The following is a 19,700-nucleotide window of genomic DNA, read 5'->3' as shown; positions in this document are numbered from 1 at the left end:
CCATAACCAAACGCCGCGCAGGGCTGTGGGCTCGCAACGGCCGATCTCAACAACCATGGAGGAGCCATGGACGATCGGCAGACCGAGCAACCCTCAACGCGGCAGAAGGAGGTCTGATGACAGATAACGATCAGCAGATCACGCCCGCCGACGCGACGATAGTCTCGACCGGCACCGGAACCAAGGGTCCCGAAGAGCGTCATCTTCCTGAGTCACTCGCCAGTGATATGGATCTGTGTCTGCGCATTCTGCGCGACGTGCTCGGTGAGTTCAATCCCGAACTGCTCGCCACGTTCGACGAAGTGCGGCAGTACGCGGTCGAGGCCAGCGCCGAGCATTTCGAAGGCGTCATGGTCGATCCCGACCCGGATCACGACGGACTGAAGAAGGCCGTGGAGGTCATCGACAAGATGAAACTCCACGACGCCCAGCTGCTGGCCCGCGCATTCGCCACCTACTTCCACCTCGCGAACCTGTGCGAGGAGGACTACCGCGTCTCCGTGCTGCACGCGCGCGAGGCCAAGGTGACCGAGGACAGCGCCGTGGACCCGATCAACGAGCTCACCGTCGCCTACCACCAGCTCATCAACGAGATGGGCCCGGCGAAGGCGAAGGAGCTGCTCGACCGGCTCGAGTTCCATCCGGTGTTCACCGCACACCCGACCGAGGCCCGCCGCAAGGCCGTCGAAGGCAAGATCCGCCGCATCTCCGAACTGCTCACCGCGCACAAGACGCTCGGCGGCTCGGACAAGAAGGAGAACTGCCGCCGTCTCTACAACGAGATCGACGCGCTGTTCCGCACCTCGCCGATCGCGCTGAAGAAGCCGACCCCGGTCGAGGAGGCGGACACGATCCTCGACATCTTCGACAACACGCTGTTCCACACGATCCCGCAGGTCTACCGTCGTTTCGACGACTGGGTGCTGGGCGACAAGGCCGGACTCGTCGAGCCCGTCTGCCCCGCGTTCTTCCACCCGGGCAGCTGGATCGGCTCCGACCGCGACGGCAACCCGAACGTCACCGCCAAGGTGAGCCGCCAGGTGGCCCGCAAGTTCTCTGACCACGTGCTCGCCGCCCTCGAGGAGGCCACCCGCACCGTCGGCAGGAACCTCACGATGGAGGCCGAGACCACGCCGCCGAGCTCCGATCTCAAGGTGCTGTGGAGCCACCAGAAGGAGATGAGCGAGCGCCTGACCGACAAGGCCGCGCTGATCTCCACCAAGGAGCTGCACCGCGCCGTCATGCTGGTGATCGCCGACCGCCTGCACTACACGATCGAGCGCGACGCCGACCTCATGTACCACACGTGCGACGATTTCATCGCCGACCTGAAGACGGTCCAGAAGTCGCTGGCCGACGCGGGCGCCAAGCGCTCCGCCTACGGCCCGCTGCAGGACCTCATCTGGCAGGCCGAGACCTTCGGCTTCCACATGGTCGAGATGGAGTTCCGCCAGCACTCCGTCGTGCATTCGCGCGCCCTCGCGGACATCCGCGAGCACGGCCTGCACGGCGAACGCGGCGACCTGCAGCCGATGACCCAGGAGGTGCTCGACACCTTCCGCGCACTCGGTTCCATCCAGAAGCGCAACGGCACGAAGGCCGCCCGCCGCTACATCATCTCGTTCACGAAGAGCGCCCAGAACATCAAGGACGTCTACGAGCTGAACCGCCTCGCCTTCGCGCATCCGGAGGACGTGCCGACCATCGACGTGATCCCGCTGTTCGAGCAGCTCGAGGATCTCCAGAACTCGGTGGACGTGCTCGAGGACATGATCAAGATCCCCGAAGTGCAGGCGCGCCTCAAGGCCACCGGCAACAAACTCGAGGTCATGCTCGGCTACTCCGACTCCTCGAAGGACGCCGGCCCGACCTCCGCGACGCTGGCCCTGCACTCCGCGCAGGAGCGCATCGCCAAGTGGGCGAAGTCGCACGACATCGACCTGACCCTGTTCCATGGCCGCGGCGGCGCCGTCGGCCGTGGCGGCGGCCCCGCCAACCGCGCGGTGCTCGCCCAGCCGGTCGGCTCCGTCAAGTGCCGCTTCAAGCTCACCGAACAGGGCGAGGTCATCTTCGCCCGCTACGGCAACCCGGTGCTGGCCATCCGCCACGTCGAGTCCGTCGCGGCGGCGACCCTGCTCCAGTCCGCGCCGAGCGTCGAGAAGCGCAACACGGACATGACCGCGAAGTACGCGGAGATGGCGAACGAGCTCGACGAGGCCGCGCACGAGCGCTTCCTCGACCTGTTGCACACGCCCGACTTCGCGCAGTGGTTCTCCACCGTGACGCCGCTGACCGAGATCGGCCTGCTGCCGATCGGCTCCCGCCCGGCCAAGCGCGGCCTCGGCGCGAAGTCGCTCGACGACCTGCGCACGATCCCGTGGATCTTCTCCTGGGCCCAGGCGCGCATCAACCTGGCCGCCTGGTACGGCCTCGGCACCGCGTGCGAGAAGTTCGGCGATCTGGAGACGATGCGCCAGGCCTACGAGGAGTGGCCGCTGTTCTCCACGTTCATCGACAACATCGAGATGTCGCTCGCCAAGACCGACGAGCGCATCGCGAAGATGTACCTGGCGCTGGACGACCGCACCGATCTGCCGGAGAAGGTCATGCACGAGATGGAGCTCACCCGCAAGTGGGTGCTCGCCATCGTCGGCGACAAGTGGCCGCTCCAGCACCGCCACGTGCTCGGCCAGGCCATCCGAATCCGCTCCCCCTACGTGGACGCGCTGTCCGTCACCCAGGTGCTCGCGCTGCGTTCGCTGCGTAAGAAGGTGGACAAGGAAGAGCTCTCGAAGAGCCAGCAGGCCGAGTTCATCTATCTCATCCTCTGCACCGTGTCGGGCGTCGCCGCCGGCCTGCAGAACACGGGCTGACGTTTGCGGTCGGCTGTTGCAGCTCACGCTGCAACAGCCGGTTTGGAAGCCCAGTGGGCTTCCAAACCCGCAAACGTAGGCGGTGATTTGCGCTTGTGCGCTTCGCGCGCGCAAATCACCGCCAGTACAGCAAGGGACCGCGACTCAGCGGTCCCTTTCCTTTTCCCATCACCGCGGCGAAGCCGCGAATCAACACAGTCTCGCCGAAGGCGAGTCCACACAACCGCCCCGCCGGCGGGGGCTCCCGGCGAAGCCGGGTGGGGGTGGTCCAGACGGGTGATCCGGACGGGCAATCCGGGCGGGGCCTGCACACCGGCGACGCGAACCACCCCCAGTCAGCCTTCGGCTGCCAGCCCCCGCCAGCGGGGGCGCTCCCCGGGCGCGTTGTCAGGTGCCTCCACTTCAATGCCAGCCCCAGCCGGCGGGGGCGTTTCCGGCACCGCGCCCTCACCATCCACGCCCGCACCGCCAGCCCCGCCGGCGGGGGCGTTTTCCGAGTCCGCATCACGACACGGCCACCCTTGCGAAAGCGTGTGAACTTTCTCACGCCGAATACCACCACCCTTCCGCGAGCCACGGTATGAATCCTCGTTATAGTGCTTTTTGTCGGCGTCGACAGGGGGCAAGAACGCCGGCGAAACATACATCGTGGATGTTCGATTGAACATCGGGGATTCGATGTGTATGATGCGCACGTTTGCATGCCATGTGAGTCATGGCTATGCGAGTGGACCGCGCATCATCGCACGATCATCGTGCACGCGGCTGTTCCGCACGACCGTTCCGCACGGCCGTTCCACGTGACCGTTCCGCGCGGAACGGCTCGGCGATCATCCACCCTCTGCACATGCCGGCAGGCCATCGTATCCGATTACGAAAGGAACCTCGCACATGGCGAAGATCACCGCGAACCGTTGGACCAGCGCGATCGCACCTGCACTGCTCATCCACATCCCGATCGGCACCGTCTACTGCTGGAGCGTGTTCAAGCAGCTCATCGCCGACCAGATGCACGTCGCACCCGCTTCCGTTGAATGGGCGTTCTCGCTCGCCATCTTCTTCCTCGGCATGTCCGCCGCGTTCGCCGGGCCGATGGTGGAGAAGGACATCCGCAAGTCGGCGCTCGTCTCGATGATCTGCTTCGTGGCCGGATTCGCGGGCACGGGCGCGAGCATCGCGCTGGGCTTCCTGCCGGGCGTGTTCATCTGCTATGGCGCGATCATGGGCGTGGGACTCGGCGTCGGCTATCTGACGCCGGTCAAGAACCTGATGCTCTGGTTCGCGGACAACAAGGGTCTCGCCACGGGCATCGCGGTCGCCGGGTTCGGTCTTGCCAAGGCGATCGGCAGCCCGCTCATGGAGGTTCTGATTGGCACGGTCGGCCTCGTGAACATGTTCTATGTGCTGGCTGTGGTCTATGCGGTGATGATGTTCGCCGGATTCCTGCTCATCCGCCGTCCGGCCGGTTGGACGTACGATCCGGCCACCTCGCATGTGAGCCGCCGTTCGATTCTCGGCAAGCCCGTGTTCTGGGGCATCTGGATCGCGTTCTACCTCAACATCACCTGCGGTCTGGCGCTCATCAGCCAGGAGAAGGACATCCTGCACGACGTGCTGGCCGCGCTGCCCCGTTACTCCTCGCTGAGTCCGAGCGCGTTCGCCGCGGCCTCCGCGGGCATCATCGGACTGGTGCTGGCCGTCGACTCCGTGTTCAATACGGCAGGCCGCGTGGGCTTCTCCACGCTTTCCGACCACCTGAAGCGCCGCGAGAGCGTGTATCAGGTGCTCTTCGTCATGTCGATTGCCGTCTGCCTGCTGCAGATCGCGATTAACAGCATCGATGACGCCCTGCTGTGGGCGGTGCTCGCCATGCTGTTCCTCGTCAACGCGGGCTACGGCGGCGGATTCTCCACGCTGCCGGTGCTGCTCGACCAGCACTTCGGCACGAAGACCGTCTCCACCACGCATGGGCTCACCCTCAGCGCATGGGCGTTCGCCGGCTTGTCCGGCAACCAGCTGGCCTCGTTCGTGGTGACGCACGCCCCCAATCAGGCGCACCGCTACGCCGCGCTGATTCCGGTGCTCACCGCGCTGTACGCGGTGGCGCTGGTGAGCGTCACCCTGGTCAAGGCCTCCGGCAAGCGCGCGGCCGTCCGTGACGCGGCCCCGTCGCCGGCGCCCACCCCCGCAATCGGCAAGGCCGCCTGACCCACCATCGCTCCCCACCATCCTCACACCCCACACCTCACACCCACCATCACTCCCATGGTGCGGTAAACCCCTCATGGTGCGGTCACGCAAAACGGCGTTATTCCGCCAATCCGCGAAATCGCGTTACCGCACCATGGGAGTTGGGGTGGGTGGGGTTAGGAGTGGGAAGGTTGGGGGATGGGAGCGTCAGGCACCTAGCAGGTCGAGCATCTGGGCGATGTTCTTCTTGCCGAACTCGACCTTCTGTTCGCCGCCCTTGTCGATGACGATGCAGGGCACGCTCATCGCGCCGTACTGGTCGCGCAGCTCCGGGAAGTGCGAGACGTCGTAGGCCTCGGCGCGCACGTTCGGGTTGAGTGAGGCGATGCGCTGCGAGGCGAGCACCGTCTCCGGGCACATCGTGCAGGTGAGCGACACGAGAATCATCACGTCGGTCGGTGCATCAATCGCCGCGGCCCGCGCACGCAAGTCGTCGTCGAGCGGCTGGCCGGGGCCCGCCGCGTTGTACAGGCCCAGCACGAACGAGTTGAACTCGTGGCCGGACGGCACGCCATGGAAGGCGAGACCAGTGAAGATGAGGCGGGCCCCGTCACCATCGCCATCCCCGGAACCGTCACCGGCCACGCAGATGCGCACGGCCGGACGGGCGACCGGCATCACGCCGGCCGGATCGAATTCGGCGCGACCGGAATCGTCGAGCGTGCCATACACCGGCAGCACGGCACCGTCACCAGCACCATCGGCACCACCATCGGCACCGGAACCCCCCGCCGAGGCGACGATCTCCAACGGCTCGCCGACGACCAGACCGGTCGGCGCCGACGCGCCATCCACCGCCGTGATCACCCCGGACGCATCCACGGCCACCGAATTCAGCTTGCCGCCGGACAGCGCGACCATCTCGCCGATGAATCCCTGCAATTCCGCGGAAAGCGGGGTGTCGTCGAGTTCCAACGCGAGCGTGACCGGGCGCGCCATGCGACCGAACACGACGCCGAGCTGCTGCTTGATCGCGGCGGAGAACAGCTCGCCCGGCTTGCGCTGCGACGCGGCCTTCGCGGCGGCCGCGTCGGCGCTGCGCTTGACGGGCGCGGGCGCGGGCGACGTGCCGGCGGCACCGACACCCGACGCGGCCGACGTCGCGGCCTGCGCCTCCGCCTTCTCGTAGGCGGAGGCGGTCGGCCGCGGCGGGACGAGGCCGGTTCGCTCGCTCACCGACTTCGCGTACCGTTCCAGCTCGACGGCCGCGATCGCGCCGTCGGCGGTCGCGGTGACCACCTGACGCAGGTTCTTCACGCGCAGATCGCCGGCCGCGTACACGCCCGGCACGGACGTTTCGAGATAATCGTGCGTGACGACGTAGCCGTGATCGTCGAGCTCGACGACTCCCTTCACCAGATTGGTGGCAGGCACGTAGCCGGCGAACACGAACACGCCGAACGTGCCGCCGTCGGCCGGCTTCCACGTTTCGGTCTCGCCGGAGTCGCGATCGGCGATCGTCGCCTCGCGCAAGCCGCCCTGACCGGCGGTGACGCCCTTGAGTTCGACGCCGTAGCGCACGTCAATCTTCGGATTGTTCTTCGCTTCGGCGGCGACCGACGCGTCGCAGGTGAAATCGTCCTCGCGCACGAGCACGGTGACCTTGCTCGCGTACTTGGTGAGGAAGACGGATTCCTCGGCCGCGGCGAATCCGCCGCCGACCACGAGCACCTCCTTGCCGGTGAAGAACTCGCCGTCGCAGGTGGCGCAGTAGGCGACGCCGCGGCCCGCGTACTCGCGCTCGCCCTCGAAGCCGAGCTTGCGCGGGGAGGCGCCGGTGGCGATGAGGATGCCGAAGGTCTTGAGGTCGCCGCGCGTGGTGTGCACGGTCTTGACGTCGCCCTCGACGTCGAGGCCGGTCGCTTCGGCGGAGAGGAATTCGGCACCGAAATCCTTGGCTTGGCTCTTCATGGTCTGGGTAAGCGCGCGGCCGGTCGTGCGGCCCACGCCCGGGTAGTTCACGACCTCGTTGGTGATGGTGATCTGGCCGCCGAAATCGTCCTTCTCGAGCACGAGCACGCGGTAGCGGGCGCGGGCGAGGTACAGGCCGGCGGTGAGGCCGGCGGGACCGCCGCCGATGACGACGACGTCGTAGAGGTCGTCGGTGTTCTGGGTGGCGTTCTGGGTGGATTGTTGCGTCATGAAAGCTCCTTGCGTACGTTCGCCCCCGCCGGCGGGGGCTCCCGCAAAGCGGGTGAGGTGGATGGGGATGAATAGCAACAAGCCCCCTCTGACGAGGGGGCTCCCGGCGCAGCCGGGTGGGGGAGGGAAAACGCGGATGTTGCGTTCCGCTCGCGCTCTCCCCCAGTCAGCTTCGCTGACAGCTCCCTCACAGAGGGGGCCACTGCGAGTCGCCTATCGTCTAGGCGATACGGATCACAGCTGGCCGACGAGGTCGAGGCTCGGCTCGATGGTCTCCTCGCCCGGGGTCCAGTTGGCCGGGCAGACCTGGTCGCCGTGCTCGTAGACGAACTGGGAGGCCTGAACGCGGCGCAGCAGCTCGTCGGCGTTGCGGCCGACGTTGGAGGAGGTGACCTCGTAGGCCACGACCTTGCCCTCCGGGTTCACGATGAAGTCGCCGCGCTCGGCCATGCCGTCGGCCTCGTTGTAGGTGTCGAGGTCGCGGGCGAGCAGGGCGGTCGGGTCGGCGAGCATCGGGTACTGGATCTTCGCGATCTTCTCGCTGGCGTCATGCCACGCCTTGTGCACGAAGTGGGTGTCGCAGGACACGGAGTAGATCTCGCAGCCGATCTTCTTGAACTCGTCGTACTTGTTGGCGAGATCCTCGAGCTCGGTCGGGCACACGAAGGTGAAGTCGGCCGGGTAGAAGAAGAACACGGACCAGTGGCCGAGCACGTCGTCCTTGGTCACCTCCTTGAACTCGCCGTTCTGGAAGGCCTGGACCTTGAAGTCGGTGATTTCATGCTGCAGAAGAGTCATCGTCGTTCCTTTCCGGACCCGCGTGGGATTCGCGCGGCGTCCCGCGATCTGTGCAACCTCGTCCATCGTATCCCGGAACCCCCGCCCCCGATCCCGCGGCTCGCGCAGAGCGATGTATGAACAACATCACACCGGGAATGGGATTGGGGGCCAAGCGGCGAGGACGGTCTTGGCACGAACCGGACGCGAACCTGCACGGTTCCGACCGCAACCTGCACGGTTCGGCATGGAAACTACATGATTCATGTATCTACTTGCACGGTTCCGACCCGAACCTGCATGATTCCACCTGCAACCTGTGGGCATACCCCGGCAAGAACCCCCGTCTCCGGGCTCCCGCATCCGCCGAAAACCTTGATTTTCCAACACATGCCATTCCAAAGCGCGGCGGCTCTTCAGACCCACACCATGCAGGTTCGCGTCTGCTTCCTACAGGTTCACCCCGCGACCATGCAGGTTCACCTCTCAACCGTGCAGGTTCCTCCCTTCTTCTCTCCAATCCCTCCCAACCGCGCATAAGCCTTTCGGCCCGCGCACCTTCTACACTGGATTCCGGTGGATCGTGGCCGCGATCCGCAACGCATACTCCGAGGAGCCCGCATGTCCGAAGCGTTCAGCGAACCGACCGAACCGACCGAACCGTTCGAATCCCATGACACCCCCGAGGCGAAGGCGAACGCCGCGTGGAGCCGCCTGCTGCAGGGCAACCGCCGCTTCGCCGAGGGCGCGGCCGAGCACCCGTGGCAGGACCGCGAGACCCGCGAACGCCTGCTCGACGGCCAGCATCCGGACGCGGCCGTGCTCTCCTGCTCCGATTCGCGCGTGCCTCCGGAGATCATCTTCGATCAGGGTCTCGGCGACCTGTTCGACATCCGCACGGCCGGCGAGGTACTCGACGACGCGGTCATCGCCTCGCTCGAATACGCGGTGGAGCATCTAGGCGTGAGCCTCATCGTCGTACTTGGTCATGAGGGCTGCGGCGCGGTGAAGGCGGCCGTGGACGGCGTCGCCGAACTCGCGAATCGTTTCGACGATTGCGGCTGCTTCGACGTGCCGGAGGGCGCGGCCCGCGACGAGGCGCACGCCGATCATCTGGAGGCGATGCTCGCCGCGCAGGATTCGCCGATCGTGCGCGAGGTGGGCGCGTCGGTCGCGCAGGCGATGGACGCCGATCTCGAGGACGCCGCCGATTTCGAACGCGCGCACGTGGCCCGCACGATCGAGCTGCTGGCCGACGGCAGCGAAGTGACCCGTCTCGCGCTGGCCGAGGGACGTCTGATGATCGCCGGCGCCCGCTACGTGATGCACGACGGCCTGGTCGAGGTGCTGTCGTTCTGAGCTCCGCTCCCGCCGGGCGCCCGCCGAAGCGCCCTACGCCGCCCGCCAATCCCCGCACGGAGCATACGGAAGGAGACCACCATGACCGTGCCGCAGCGCGTGCTCGACACCATGCATTCGCCGGGCATCTACTTCTGCGATGACGACGAGATGGACGCCGCGCAGAAGGAGCAGCTCGACCTGCTCTACGACTTCAACGCCACGCGCCCGAAGGATCCGAAGCGCCGCGAGATCGCCGAGCGGCTGTTCGGGTCGATCGGCGAAGGCGTGTACCTGGAGCCGCCCGTGCACGCCAACTGGGGCATCAGCACGCATTTCGGCGATCACGTGTATGCGAACTTCAACCTGACGCTCGTCGATGACGGCGAGATCTTCATCGGCGACCACACGATGATCGGCCCGAACGTGACGCTCGTGACCACCGGTCACCCGATTCGCCCGGACCTGCGCGAACGCGTCGCCCAGTTCTCCGAGCCGATCCATATCGGCCGCAACGTGTGGATCGGCGCGAACGTGACGGTGCTGCCGGGCGTGACGATCGGCGACAATGCGGTGATCGGCGCGTGCAGCCTCGTCACGAAGGACGTGCCGGCGAACAGCGTCGCGGTGGGGACGCCGGCGCGCGTCATCCGCGAGATCGGCGAACACGACCGCGAATACTACTGGCGCGACCGCCGCATCCCGGACGACATCTGAGGACGCTCCGGGCCGGCTACGTTGCCGTCCCAGCAGCATTTCATCGAATGTTCATGCGGGCGGACGAGTGACGGCCCGCCGCGGACGTATCGTTGAAGTGGGAACACCGGAAACGCTACGACGACGGGCGAAGGCAGGTACAGTGAACGGTTCACGCGACGGGGCGCAGGTCCCCTTCGACGACGGCATCGGATTCGGCACAGAGGACGACACAAGCGCTGGAGCAAACGCCGATATGCGTGTCAAGACCTCAGACAGTGAGCCGTCCGAGGCATCCGACTCAGGTGACTCAGACGACGAATCATCCATGTTCAAGCGCCCGAAGTCGCTCCTGGTCACCGACACCGATTCCCTGCCCATGCGCGTGCTGAAAGGCGCGGGGTACGTCGTTCTCATGATCCTCGAGGGGATTCTCACCCTCTTCGGAGTTTGTCTGTATTATCTGGCGCTGCTCGCGGTCATCCTCTCCTTCATGCTGCCGTTTCTAATCTCCGACACCAACGGCAGCTACGACGCGAACGCAATCTACACCCGCCTGATCGTCGGAGTGCTGTACATACCGGCCGGAGCCATCATCGCGGCGCTGACGGTCCGATGGTATCGCCGGAACAAATTCCTCAAGGCCATGATCGCCGCGCTGATCGCCGTCGCAGCGTTCGGCTACGGCCTGGTCTGTACAGGTTCATATGCGACCGCGCTGGCCGAAGGGCCGAAGACGATGGCGGTGGAACGCCCGACGGTGACGCGCGAAACGAAATCGGACGACGACGGCGACTACCAGGTGTGCGCGATGACGTTCACGCCGGCGCTGACGTTCGATGCCGGATCGTGCGAGGACGACGGCAGCATCAGCGCGAACAACCGCATCGCGCGTGACCTGCTGGGCATCCACTCCGACCACATGCTGCTCCACTACTACGACACTGTCACCGGCCCCATCTACGTGGGGCTCGAGGACGACCCGCGGTATTCGTGAGCGCCCGGCAAACGCCACCAGCCGCCGCCGGGCCGCTGCCGAACCGCCCCCGGACCGCCTCCCGGACCGCCGCGATTTGGCGTGCCACTCCCTTAGAGTGGGTGGCATGTCACTTGGCCTGAACATCCTGCTGATTTTCGTGTTCCTGCTGCTCGGTTCGATCTTCTCCGGCACCGAGCTGGCGCTGGTGAGCCTGCGCGGCTCCCAGATCGACCAGATGGAGCAGGAGGACGCCCGCGGCGCCCGCGTGGCCAAGATCGCCCGCGACCCGAACACGTTCCTGTCCACCGTGCAGATCGGCGTGACCCTGTGCGGCTTCCTGTCCGCGTCGTTCGGCGAATCGTCGATCTCCCCGTACATCACGCCGGTCGTGGAGGGCTGGGGCGTGCCCGCGCACATCGCCGCGCCGCTGACCACGATCAGCCTCACGCTCATCATCTCCTACTGCTCGATTGTGATTTCGGAGATGGTGCCGAAGCGCATCGCCATGCAGCGCACGGAGGAGATCGCACGCGCCGTAGTGCCCGCGATCGACATCTTCGCGAAGGTGTGCAGCCCGATCATCTGGCTCATCGGCAAGAACACGAACGGTCTGGTGCGCCTGCTCGGCTTCGACCCGAACGAGACCGAATCCGAGGTGAGCGACGACGAGCTGCGCGTGCTCGTCAATTCGAACACGAACCTGAGCAAGGACGAACGCACGATCCTCGACGACGTGTTCGACGCGTCGGAGACGATCGTCGCCGAGGTGATGCGCCCGCGCGCCGACGTCGTGTTCATCGACGGCGCGATGCCGATCGGAGACGCCGCCGCGTATGTGCGTGAGATGCCGTATTCGCGATACCCGGTCACCGGCAAGGATTTCGACGACGTGCTCGGTTTCGTGCACGTGCGCGACCTGCTCGACGTGCGCGATCCGGAGGCGACGACCGTGGCCGACGTGACGCGCGAGGGCATCTCCCTGCCGGGCACGTCGAAGCTGCTGCCGAGCCTCGAACTGCTGCGCAAGCGCGGCATCCATCTGGCCGTCGTCATCGACGAGTACGGCGGCACGGACGGTATCGTCACGCTCGAGGACATGACCGAGGAGCTTGTCGGCGACATCCGCGACGAATACGATCTGCCCGACGAGCCGGGCGGCGCGCGACGCAACCGTCGCGACGCGTTCGTCAACGGCGTGGCGACGATCGAGGGCGGCATGACGCTCGAGGATTTCGAGGACCTGACCGGCATCGAACTGGAGGACGGCCCGTACGAGACGGTGGCCGGGTACTTCCTCGCGCACACCGGCAAGATGGGCGAGGTCGGCGACGTGCTGCACGCCGACGGCTACAACATGGTCGTCACCAAGATCGACGGCCGCCGCATCGACACGATCGAAGTGCGCAAGGCCGGCGCCCCGGACCACGCCGAGACGCCGGGGCCTGCGCAGCCGAAGTGAAGCCGTCCATCCGTTGACGGTAGACTTGGGGGACGGGTTCCTTACGGGAGATTCCCACAAGGAACGTCCCTCATCAGGAAAGGAAGGACACCCACCATGACACTCGCATTCATCGTCCCGGGTCTTGACGAAGCGACCTCGGAGAAGGCCATCGCCATTCTGCAGAACCGCCTCAGCCAGGAGCAGGAGGCGGCGCTCGTCCTCAAGCACGCGCATTGGAACGTGACCGGCCCGAACTTCATCGCCGTGCACGAGATGCTCGACCCGCAGGTCGAGGTCGTGCTCGCGCAGGCGGACGAGACCGCCGAGCGCATCGCCACGCTGGGCGGTACTCCGGACGGCCGCGCCGACGCGATCACGCGCAACCGCACGTGGAAGCCGTTCGACATCGAGGGCCGCGCCGGCACCGAGGAGTACCTCAAGGCGCTCATCGAGTACTACGACGCGTTCATCGCCGACGACCGCAAGGCCATCGCCGAACTGGACGAGCTCGACCTCGTGAGCTCCAACATCATCCAGGACCACGTGCAGGAGCTTGAGAAGTTCCAGTGGTTCATGCGTAGCCACCTCGCGTGAGGCGTGCGAGGCGCATATGACTGAGGGTGGCCGCCCGGCAACTTCCACGTCCACTATGGACAGGAAACCGGATGGCCACCCTCAGTCGTCTGCAACGACGGCTCCCCCGCTACTCCTTCGTGAGGTTCTGGTACTCGGGCAGGCCCATGTAGTTGAACTTCACGTTGCTCACTGACTTGGAGGCGCCCGCGGAGACGTTGCCGTACCACAGCGGAATCACCGGCAGATCCTTGAGCAGCAGCTCCTCGGCCTGGTGGTAGTACTTGACCGAGCCGTCGAGCGTGGTCTGCTTCGCGGCCTCATCGATCAGCGAGTCGAACTCGGAGCTCTTGTAGTCGCCGTTGTTGAGCCCCTTGCCGTCGGCGGCAGAGGAATCATACGCCTGCACGAGGTAGCCCTCCGGATGCGGGTAGTCGGACTGGAGGCCCTGCGTGAACGCGGCGTCGATCGTGCGGTCGTGCACGGCACCGGAGAAGTCCTTCTGCGTGGGGAACGGGTACGACTTCGCGTCGATGCCGAGCGCGTTCTTGATCGAGTTGACGATCGCGTCCACCCACTGCTTCGAGCCGGAGTCGGACGCGTAGGCGAGACGGAACGTGCCGTCCCACGGCGAGATCGCGTCGGCCTTCGCCCACAGCTCCTTCGCCTTCGCGGCATCATAGGAGAGCACGTCGGAACCGGCGAGCGACTTCGAATAGCCGGCGATGGAGGGCGCGGTGAAGTCGGTGGCGACGGTCGCGGTGCCACGCAGGACCTTGTCGACGATGCGGCTGCGGTTCACCGCGTACGAGATCGCGGCGCGGCGCAGACGCCCCTCCTCGCCGGTGAAGTGCTTGAGGTTCGAGGGGATCGTGAACGCCTTGAACCCTGGGCCCGCCTTGCTGAACGACTGGATCGACTGTTCGTTCTTGTACGTGGCGAGCGCGCTGTTCGGAATCGTGTCGAGCACGTCGAGGTTGCCGGCGGTGAGGTCGGCGTACGCGGATTCGAGGTTCGTGTACAGCTTGTACGTGACGCCGCCGTTCTTCGCCTTGCGCGGCCCCGTGTACTTCGGGTTCGGCGTGAGCTTGATCTCGCTATCATGCCTCCACGAGGCGAACTGGTACGGGCCGTTGCCGACCGGCTTCTCGCCGAACGCCTTGATGTCCTTGTACGCGCTGGAAGGCAGCGGCAGGAACGCCACGTCGCCCACCTTGTAGTCGAACGAGGAGTCGGGGGCGGCGAGCGTGACCTGGAGCGTCCGGTCATCGACGACCTTCAGGCCTTCGAGCTGCGCGTTCTTGTCGCCGTTCTCGTCCTGCAGCTTGTCGTAGCCCTTGATCGTCGCGAAGATCGCGGCACCCATCTGGCCGTTAGCGGCGTTCGCGGCGAACGACCACGACTTCGCATAGGTCTCGGCGGTGATCTTCTCGCCGTCGGAGAATTCGAGGCCGTCGCGCAACGTGATCGTGTACTGGGAGGCGTCGTCGTTCGGCGTGATCGACTCGGCGTCCGCGTAGATCAGCTTGCCGGTGCTGCTGAACGTGACGAGGCCTTCGAACAGCTGCGTCACGACCTTCCAGCCGGCGAGGTCGTTCGTGTCGGACGGGATGAGCCCGCTCGCTGGTTCGACGTCGTTGACGACGACCACCTGCTTGCCGTCGGTCTGTTCGACGGTGCTCGCATCCGTGTCGCCCGTCGCGCCGCAGCCGGACAGCGCGAGCGCGAGTCCGAGCGTCGCGGCGAGCGCGGCGGTGATGCGTTTCGTGAGTCCTGTGCGCATGATGGTCCTCTTCCGTTGCTTCCGTTGGTTGCGATATCTCGTGGTCGTTCGTGATATCTCGAATCGACATGTGCGATGACATATCACCATACAATCGCCACGGACATTACGCTTTCGGAAGGGAAACACGCCAGCGTCGTCATCGACGTTGCCGATGACGGGCTACAGCACCGCACGACGGTTGAGCTCGCGGCGCAACGCGCGCCATCCCGGCAGATACGCGTCCATGCGCGCGCGGAACCGCGGCCCGTGACCATGCTCCCACAGGTGCGTCAGTTCGTGGACGAGCACGTATTCGAGGAATCGCGGCTCCATCAGCCCCAGCTGCAGGTTGATGCGGATGCGGCCGGTCTTTGGCGTGCACGACCCCCATCGCGACGTCATCAGCCGCAGCGTGACGTGCGTGGGACGTTTGCCGACGATCGGCGACCACTTGTCGAGCAGTGCCGGCAGCTGCGATTCGATCGCGGCCGCCGCCTCGCGACGACGTTCGTCCGTCCACTCGAACGCGGGAGGCGGCCCGACCGGGGAATTCTGGGGATTCTGGGGATTCTGGCCGTTCCGGGCGTTCGCATCGGCCGGGGCATCCTCCTGATTCTCCGGACCGTCCAACCGCCGCGCACCGCCGACCTCCCCATCCGTGTCGTCGAACAAAGGCCGCGGCGCCTCGAACGACGCATCGTCGAGGCCCTCCAGCGGCACCGCGACGGCACCTGCCGCGCCGTGGGCCGCCATCTCCTCGACCACGAGACGACGGGACTGCGCGATGCGCGACCGCTGCTCGGCGATCCAGTCGCGGCGCTCGCGCACGAACTCGCGGATGCGGCGTTCCGCCATGCGCATCGGCGCGGACACCTCGACCGCCCCGGTCGGCGGCTGCACACGCAGATACAGGTTCCGGATGCGCTTGCGCGTCACCGTCACCGCGACGCCATCGACCTCGATGACACGGACGGAGGAGGCGGAGCGCGGCGCGGCAGCGGAAGGACGACGGCGATACGGCATACCGCCATTGTCCCGCAAAGACGGACAAGGTGGGCAGTTCGTCGGGCTGTCCACGGGCACTTGCCCCCTCTGCCGGGACATCGCCGTCAAGCAAACGCCAGAGGCGTTTGTAGGCGATGTGCGAGCCGACAGGCGAGCCAACATAAGGTCAGCCGCAGGGCGTCCTTGATTGCGGTCGGCCTCCCGGCGAAGCAAGTCACGACGATCCCGGCCCCCTCTGACGAGGGGGCTCCCGGCGAAGCCGGGTGGGGGAGAGATAGCTGGAACGCGACATTCCGAACGCGACATTCCGAACGCGACATTCCGCCATGACGTCACATCCCAGCTATCTCTCCCTCAGTCCGCCTATGGCGGACAGCTCCCTCGTCAGAGGGAGCCCAGCCCCACTCCACCCAGGTCATGCCGCATTCCATCCTTGATAGTCACGGTTCACTCCGGGACTTGCTACGGAAAAACGTCGCAAACCCTAGATCGAACCGTCGAAAGGGTGGAGCGAACCGTCGAAAGGGTGGAGCGAACCGTCGAAAGGGTGGAGGAACCCACGAACCGTAAACGGCGGAAACAAGCCGCGACACGCCGAAGAGCGGTCCGTTTTGACACCACCCGAATCGCATGTAGTATATCTACTCGTTGCGCTGCTGAAGCGCGATGGACGGGCCCGTAGCTCAGGTGGTTAGAGCGCATCCCTGATAAGGATGAGGTCGGAGGTTCAAGTCCTCCCGGGCCCACAGGAAAAACCAGCGGCCATGTTTGAGCCGCTCTTTTTTTCTATCCGGACAAGTTCAGATTCGTTGTGCACGACCCATTCGGGGCATTGGCGCAGCTGGTAGCGCATCTGCTTTGCAAGCAGAGGGTCACCGGTTCGAACCCGGTATGCTCCACCATCGCAACAATCGGATTGCCGAACAAAACCCTTGGAATCAAATCGATTCCAAGGGTTTTTCGTTACTCGCGCATCCGCGCCCCTACTGATGCGCGCCGGGTTATAGGCCAAATTGTGTGTCTGGTGATTTAGTCGTTTGCGCCCCCTTTCAGGGGGAGCTGGCGGCCGAAGGCCGACTGAGGGGGTTCGCGGGTGGCTCGGGCGCGCATACCCCCTCAGTCCGGCTGCGCCGGACAGCTCCCCCTAAAGGGGGCGCAAATCACCAGTCCGCTCCCACGCGGGGCGCAAATCGCCGGTCCGCTTCCGCGCGGGGCACGAGACAGGCGTGATCAGGGCGCGACGCTTGCGCCAGATCGTCAGGCTGATGCCGGCGACGGCGAGCAGGAGCACGGCACTGGGGCAGACCGGTGACCATGCCGCCGGTGCGCTGAATGACATCCACCATACACCGACGAAACGCCCGGAACGGCTTTCACCGGAAATGGGAAAACCGTCTCGGGCGCTTCATGTTGGTTGAAGGTGGTTGAAGGAAAGGAGAGAGAACCGAACGTCAGGCCTTGGTGACGTGGCCGCCGAACTGGGCGCGCATCGTGGAGACGACGCGCAATGTGTCGTCGCCGCCGCCGCGCGAGGTCTGGCGGGCGTACAGCGCGGCCGCGGTGGCCGGAGTGGGCACGCCGAGTTCGAGCGCCGCCTCGATCATCCACTTCGCCTCGCCGGACTCGTTGGCGACCGGCGGCATCGATTCGAGCGTCGGATCGTCCTTGAACGCGTTGGCGAGCAGATCGAGCAGCCAGGAACCGACGACGGAACCGGACTTCCACGAGGTCATCACGGCGGCCGGATCGTCGACAAGCTCGGAGCGGACCATCGTGGCGAAGCCCTCGCCGAACGCCTGCATCATGCCGTATTCGATGCCGTTGTGCACCATCTTGGCGAAGTGGCCGCCACCGACCGGGCCGGCGAGCACGAGACCGTAGTCGTCGTTCGGCTTCAGGGTCTCGTAGATCGGGCGCATGAACTCGAAGTCTTCCTGGGAGCCGCCGACCATGAGCGCGTAGCCGCGGTCGATGCCCCACACGCCGCCGGAGACGCCGCAGTCCATGAACCGGATGCCGAGCTCCCCGAGCTGCTTGGCGTGACGGGCGTCGTCCACGTAGCGGGTGTTGCCGCCGTCGACGATCATGTCGCCGGCGTCGAGCAGCGAGGCGAGACGGTCGATGGTGTCGTCGGTGGGCTTGCCGGCGGGGACCATGACCCACACGACGCGCGGGGCGTCGAGCGCGGCGACGAGCGCTTCGAGCGAGTCGACGTCGCGGCCCGATTCGGGGGACATGTCGTAGCCGACGACCTGGTGGCCGCCTGCGGCGAGACGCTTGGCCATGTTGCCGCCCATGCGGCCGAGTCCGATCATTCCGATCTGCATTTCAGTGTCCTTTCACAGCGATGTGGGTGCGATGTGGGTGCGATGTGGATATTTGACGTTTCCAGGGGATTGGAGGCGATGCGAGGGTTCGACAGATTTCGAGAGATGGGCCGGCCCGAAGCGGTTTCCCCGGACGGACCGGCCCGGGACGTCATAGGACGAGGGAGAGGAGCATGACGCAGCCGAGGCCGACGACGGAGAGCACGGTCTCCATCAGGGACCAGGTCTTCAGGGTCTGCGAGACGGACATGCCGAAGTACTCCTTGACGAGCCAGAATCCGGCGTCGTTGAGGTGGGAGAAGAACACGGAGCCGGCGCCGATGGCGAGCACGAGCAGCGCCAGATGGGTCGGGCTCATGCCCTGCGCGAGCGGCACCATGATGCCGGACGCGGTCACGGTCGCGACGGTGGCGGAACCGGTGGCGAGGCGGATGAGCACGGCGACCAGCCAGCCGGCGATGAGCGGGTTCATCGCGGATTCGGTGATGCCGTTGGCGATCACGTCGCCGATGCCGGAGTCGACGAGGGTCTGCTTGAAGCCGCCGCCGGCGCCGACGATGAACACGATGCCGGCCACGGAGGCGAAGGCCTTGCCGACTTCGCCGTTGATGAACTCGCGGGTGCGGCCCTGCATGAATCCGAGCAGGACCATCGCGACGACGGCGGTGATGAACAGCGCGGTGAGCGGGGTGCCGATGAAGACGAGCACGCGGCCCCACATGGCTTCCTTCTGACCGGTCAGATCGACGACGGAGGCGGCGAGCATGAGCACGACGGGCAGGAGGATGACGGTCATCGCCTGGGCGAAGGAGGGGCGCTTGGACTCGTCCTTGACGGCGTCCTTCTCGGCTGCCTGCTCGGGGGCCTGGATCGGCACCCACTTGGCCATGATGCGGCCCATGAGCGGACCAGAGATGATGACGGTCGGGATGGCGACGAGCAGACCGAGGGCGAGGGTGACGCCGAGGTTGGCGTTGAGCGCGGAGATCGCGACCAGCGGGCCGGGGTGCGGGGGCACGAACGCGTGCAGCGTGGACAGGCCGGCGAGGGCGGGGATGCCGATGAGGATGACGGGCATCTTGGCGCGGCGTGCGGCGAACAGGACCACCGGGATGAGGATGACGACGCCGACCTCGAAGAACATCGGGATGCCGACGATGAATGCGATGAGCGCCATGGCCCACGGCAGCAGCTGCAGCGGCGTCTTCGCCATGATGGTGTCGACGATCACGTCGGCGCCGCCGGAGGCGAACAGCAGCGTGCCGATGATCGAGCCGAAGGCGATGAGCAGACCGACGTTGGAGACGGTCGAGCCGACGCCGGAGGTGAAGCTGTCCCATGATTCGTCGAACGGAACGCCGGCGCACACGGCCATGACGAACGAGCCGACCATGAGCGAGATGAACGGATGGACCTTGGCCACGGCGATGAGCAGCACGATGGCCGCGATGCCGACGATGGCCGCGATGATGAGATTCATTGGTGGTTCCTTACAGTCGTTGGAAGGATCTCTGTGTTCGGTCTCCCACTTGGG

13 protein-coding genes and 2 tRNA genes are annotated in these 19,700 nt (G+C 65.8%); 9 read left to right on the top strand and 6 right to left on the bottom strand.

Translation table 11 applies throughout. The features are described from left to right. Nucleotides 1-116: 116 nt before the first annotated feature. Both AC1AYX_RS03685 and AC1AYX_RS03680 read left to right on the top strand, forming a co-directional pair. Nucleotides 117-2,873 (top strand): phosphoenolpyruvate carboxylase, encoded by a 2,757-nt coding sequence (locus AC1AYX_RS03685; protein WP_476502231.1) that lies wholly within the window; start codon nucleotides 117-119, stop codon nucleotides 2,871-2,873. An 891-nt stretch (nucleotides 2,874-3,764) separates the two neighbouring features. After that, a complete protein-coding gene (locus tag AC1AYX_RS03680; protein ID WP_476502230.1) occupies nucleotides 3,765-5,081 on the top strand; it encodes an OFA family MFS transporter in 1,317 nt (438 codons plus the stop codon). 189 nt (nucleotides 5,082-5,270) lie between these two features. Here the strand turns inward: AC1AYX_RS03680 and AC1AYX_RS03675 are convergent, their stop codons facing one another. Next, nucleotides 5,271-7,265 carry an FAD-dependent oxidoreductase gene (locus tag AC1AYX_RS03675; RefSeq protein WP_476502229.1) on the bottom strand — a complete coding sequence of 665 codons (1,995 nt, stop codon included), beginning with the start codon at nucleotides 7,263-7,265 and terminating at the stop codon, nucleotides 5,271-5,273. Nucleotides 7,266-7,499: 234 nt separating this feature from the next. Next, nucleotides 7,500-8,063: an alkyl hydroperoxide reductase subunit C gene (gene ahpC, locus AC1AYX_RS03670; RefSeq protein ID WP_034525582.1), complete on the bottom strand. Its 564-nt coding sequence runs from the start codon at nucleotides 8,061-8,063 to the stop codon at nucleotides 7,500-7,502. Between the two features lie 600 nt (nucleotides 8,064-8,663). On the opposite strand from ahpC, the gene AC1AYX_RS03665 reads away from it, so the two are divergent. The 5 genes from AC1AYX_RS03665 (at nucleotide 8,664) to AC1AYX_RS03645 (ending at nucleotide 13,090) form a co-directional block, all read left to right on the top strand. Beyond that, nucleotides 8,664-9,401: a carbonic anhydrase gene (locus tag AC1AYX_RS03665; protein WP_476502228.1), complete on the top strand. Its 738-nt coding sequence runs from the start codon at nucleotides 8,664-8,666 to the stop codon at nucleotides 9,399-9,401. Between the two features lie 81 nt (nucleotides 9,402-9,482). Continuing rightward, the gene (locus AC1AYX_RS03660) at nucleotides 9,483-10,097 is read left to right on the top strand and encodes a sugar O-acetyltransferase (RefSeq protein WP_476502227.1); all 615 of its coding nucleotides are present in this window, start codon (nucleotides 9,483-9,485) and stop codon (nucleotides 10,095-10,097) included. Between the two features lie 307 nt (nucleotides 10,098-10,404). Further along, on the top strand, nucleotides 10,405-11,073 hold the full coding sequence (locus AC1AYX_RS03655) for a hypothetical protein (RefSeq protein ID WP_476502226.1): 669 nt from the start codon (nucleotides 10,405-10,407) through the stop codon (nucleotides 11,071-11,073). A 106-nt stretch (nucleotides 11,074-11,179) separates the two neighbouring features. After that, nucleotides 11,180-12,514 (top strand): hemolysin family protein, encoded by a 1,335-nt coding sequence (locus AC1AYX_RS03650; protein ID WP_034525602.1) that lies wholly within the window; start codon nucleotides 11,180-11,182, stop codon nucleotides 12,512-12,514. Between the two features lie 96 nt (nucleotides 12,515-12,610). After that, nucleotides 12,611-13,090, top strand: a complete 480-nt coding sequence (locus AC1AYX_RS03645; RefSeq protein ID WP_476502225.1) for a Dps family protein — start codon at nucleotides 12,611-12,613, stop codon at nucleotides 13,088-13,090. A gap of 109 nt (nucleotides 13,091-13,199) precedes the next feature. Here the strand turns inward: AC1AYX_RS03645 and AC1AYX_RS03640 are convergent, their stop codons facing one another. Both AC1AYX_RS03640 and AC1AYX_RS03635 read right to left on the bottom strand, forming a co-directional pair. Further along, on the bottom strand, nucleotides 13,200-14,852 hold the full coding sequence (locus tag AC1AYX_RS03640; RefSeq protein ID WP_476502224.1) for a peptide ABC transporter substrate-binding protein: 1,653 nt from the start codon (nucleotides 14,850-14,852) through the stop codon (nucleotides 13,200-13,202). A 162-nt stretch (nucleotides 14,853-15,014) separates the two neighbouring features. Beyond that, on the bottom strand, nucleotides 15,015-15,857 hold the full coding sequence (locus AC1AYX_RS03635) for a M48 family metallopeptidase (RefSeq protein ID WP_476502223.1): 843 nt from the start codon (nucleotides 15,855-15,857) through the stop codon (nucleotides 15,015-15,017). Nucleotides 15,858-16,511: 654 nt separating this feature from the next. Here AC1AYX_RS03635 and AC1AYX_RS03630 point away from each other — a divergent pair. Next, nucleotides 16,512-16,585: transfer RNA gene (locus AC1AYX_RS03630), tRNA-Ile, on the top strand. 80 nt (nucleotides 16,586-16,665) lie between these two features. Then, nucleotides 16,666-16,741: transfer RNA gene (locus AC1AYX_RS03625), tRNA-Ala, on the top strand. Between the two features lie 549 nt (nucleotides 16,742-17,290). On the opposite strand, the gene gnd is transcribed toward AC1AYX_RS03625, so the two are convergent. Continuing rightward, the gene (gene gnd, locus AC1AYX_RS03620; RefSeq protein WP_476502222.1) at nucleotides 17,291-18,166 is read right to left on the bottom strand and encodes a phosphogluconate dehydrogenase (NAD(+)-dependent, decarboxylating); all 876 of its coding nucleotides are present in this window, start codon (nucleotides 18,164-18,166) and stop codon (nucleotides 17,291-17,293) included. Between the two features lie 151 nt (nucleotides 18,167-18,317). Then, a complete protein-coding gene (locus AC1AYX_RS03615; RefSeq protein ID WP_034525620.1) occupies nucleotides 18,318-19,646 on the bottom strand; it encodes a GntP family permease in 1,329 nt (442 codons plus the stop codon). Between the last annotated feature and the right edge of the window lie 54 nt (nucleotides 19,647-19,700).

It is taken from the genome of Bifidobacterium sp. LH_419 (assembly GCF_056356955.1).
The sequence above is the reverse complement of the archived record's forward strand: the minus strand, read 5'-3'. Positions and strand labels throughout refer to the sequence as shown.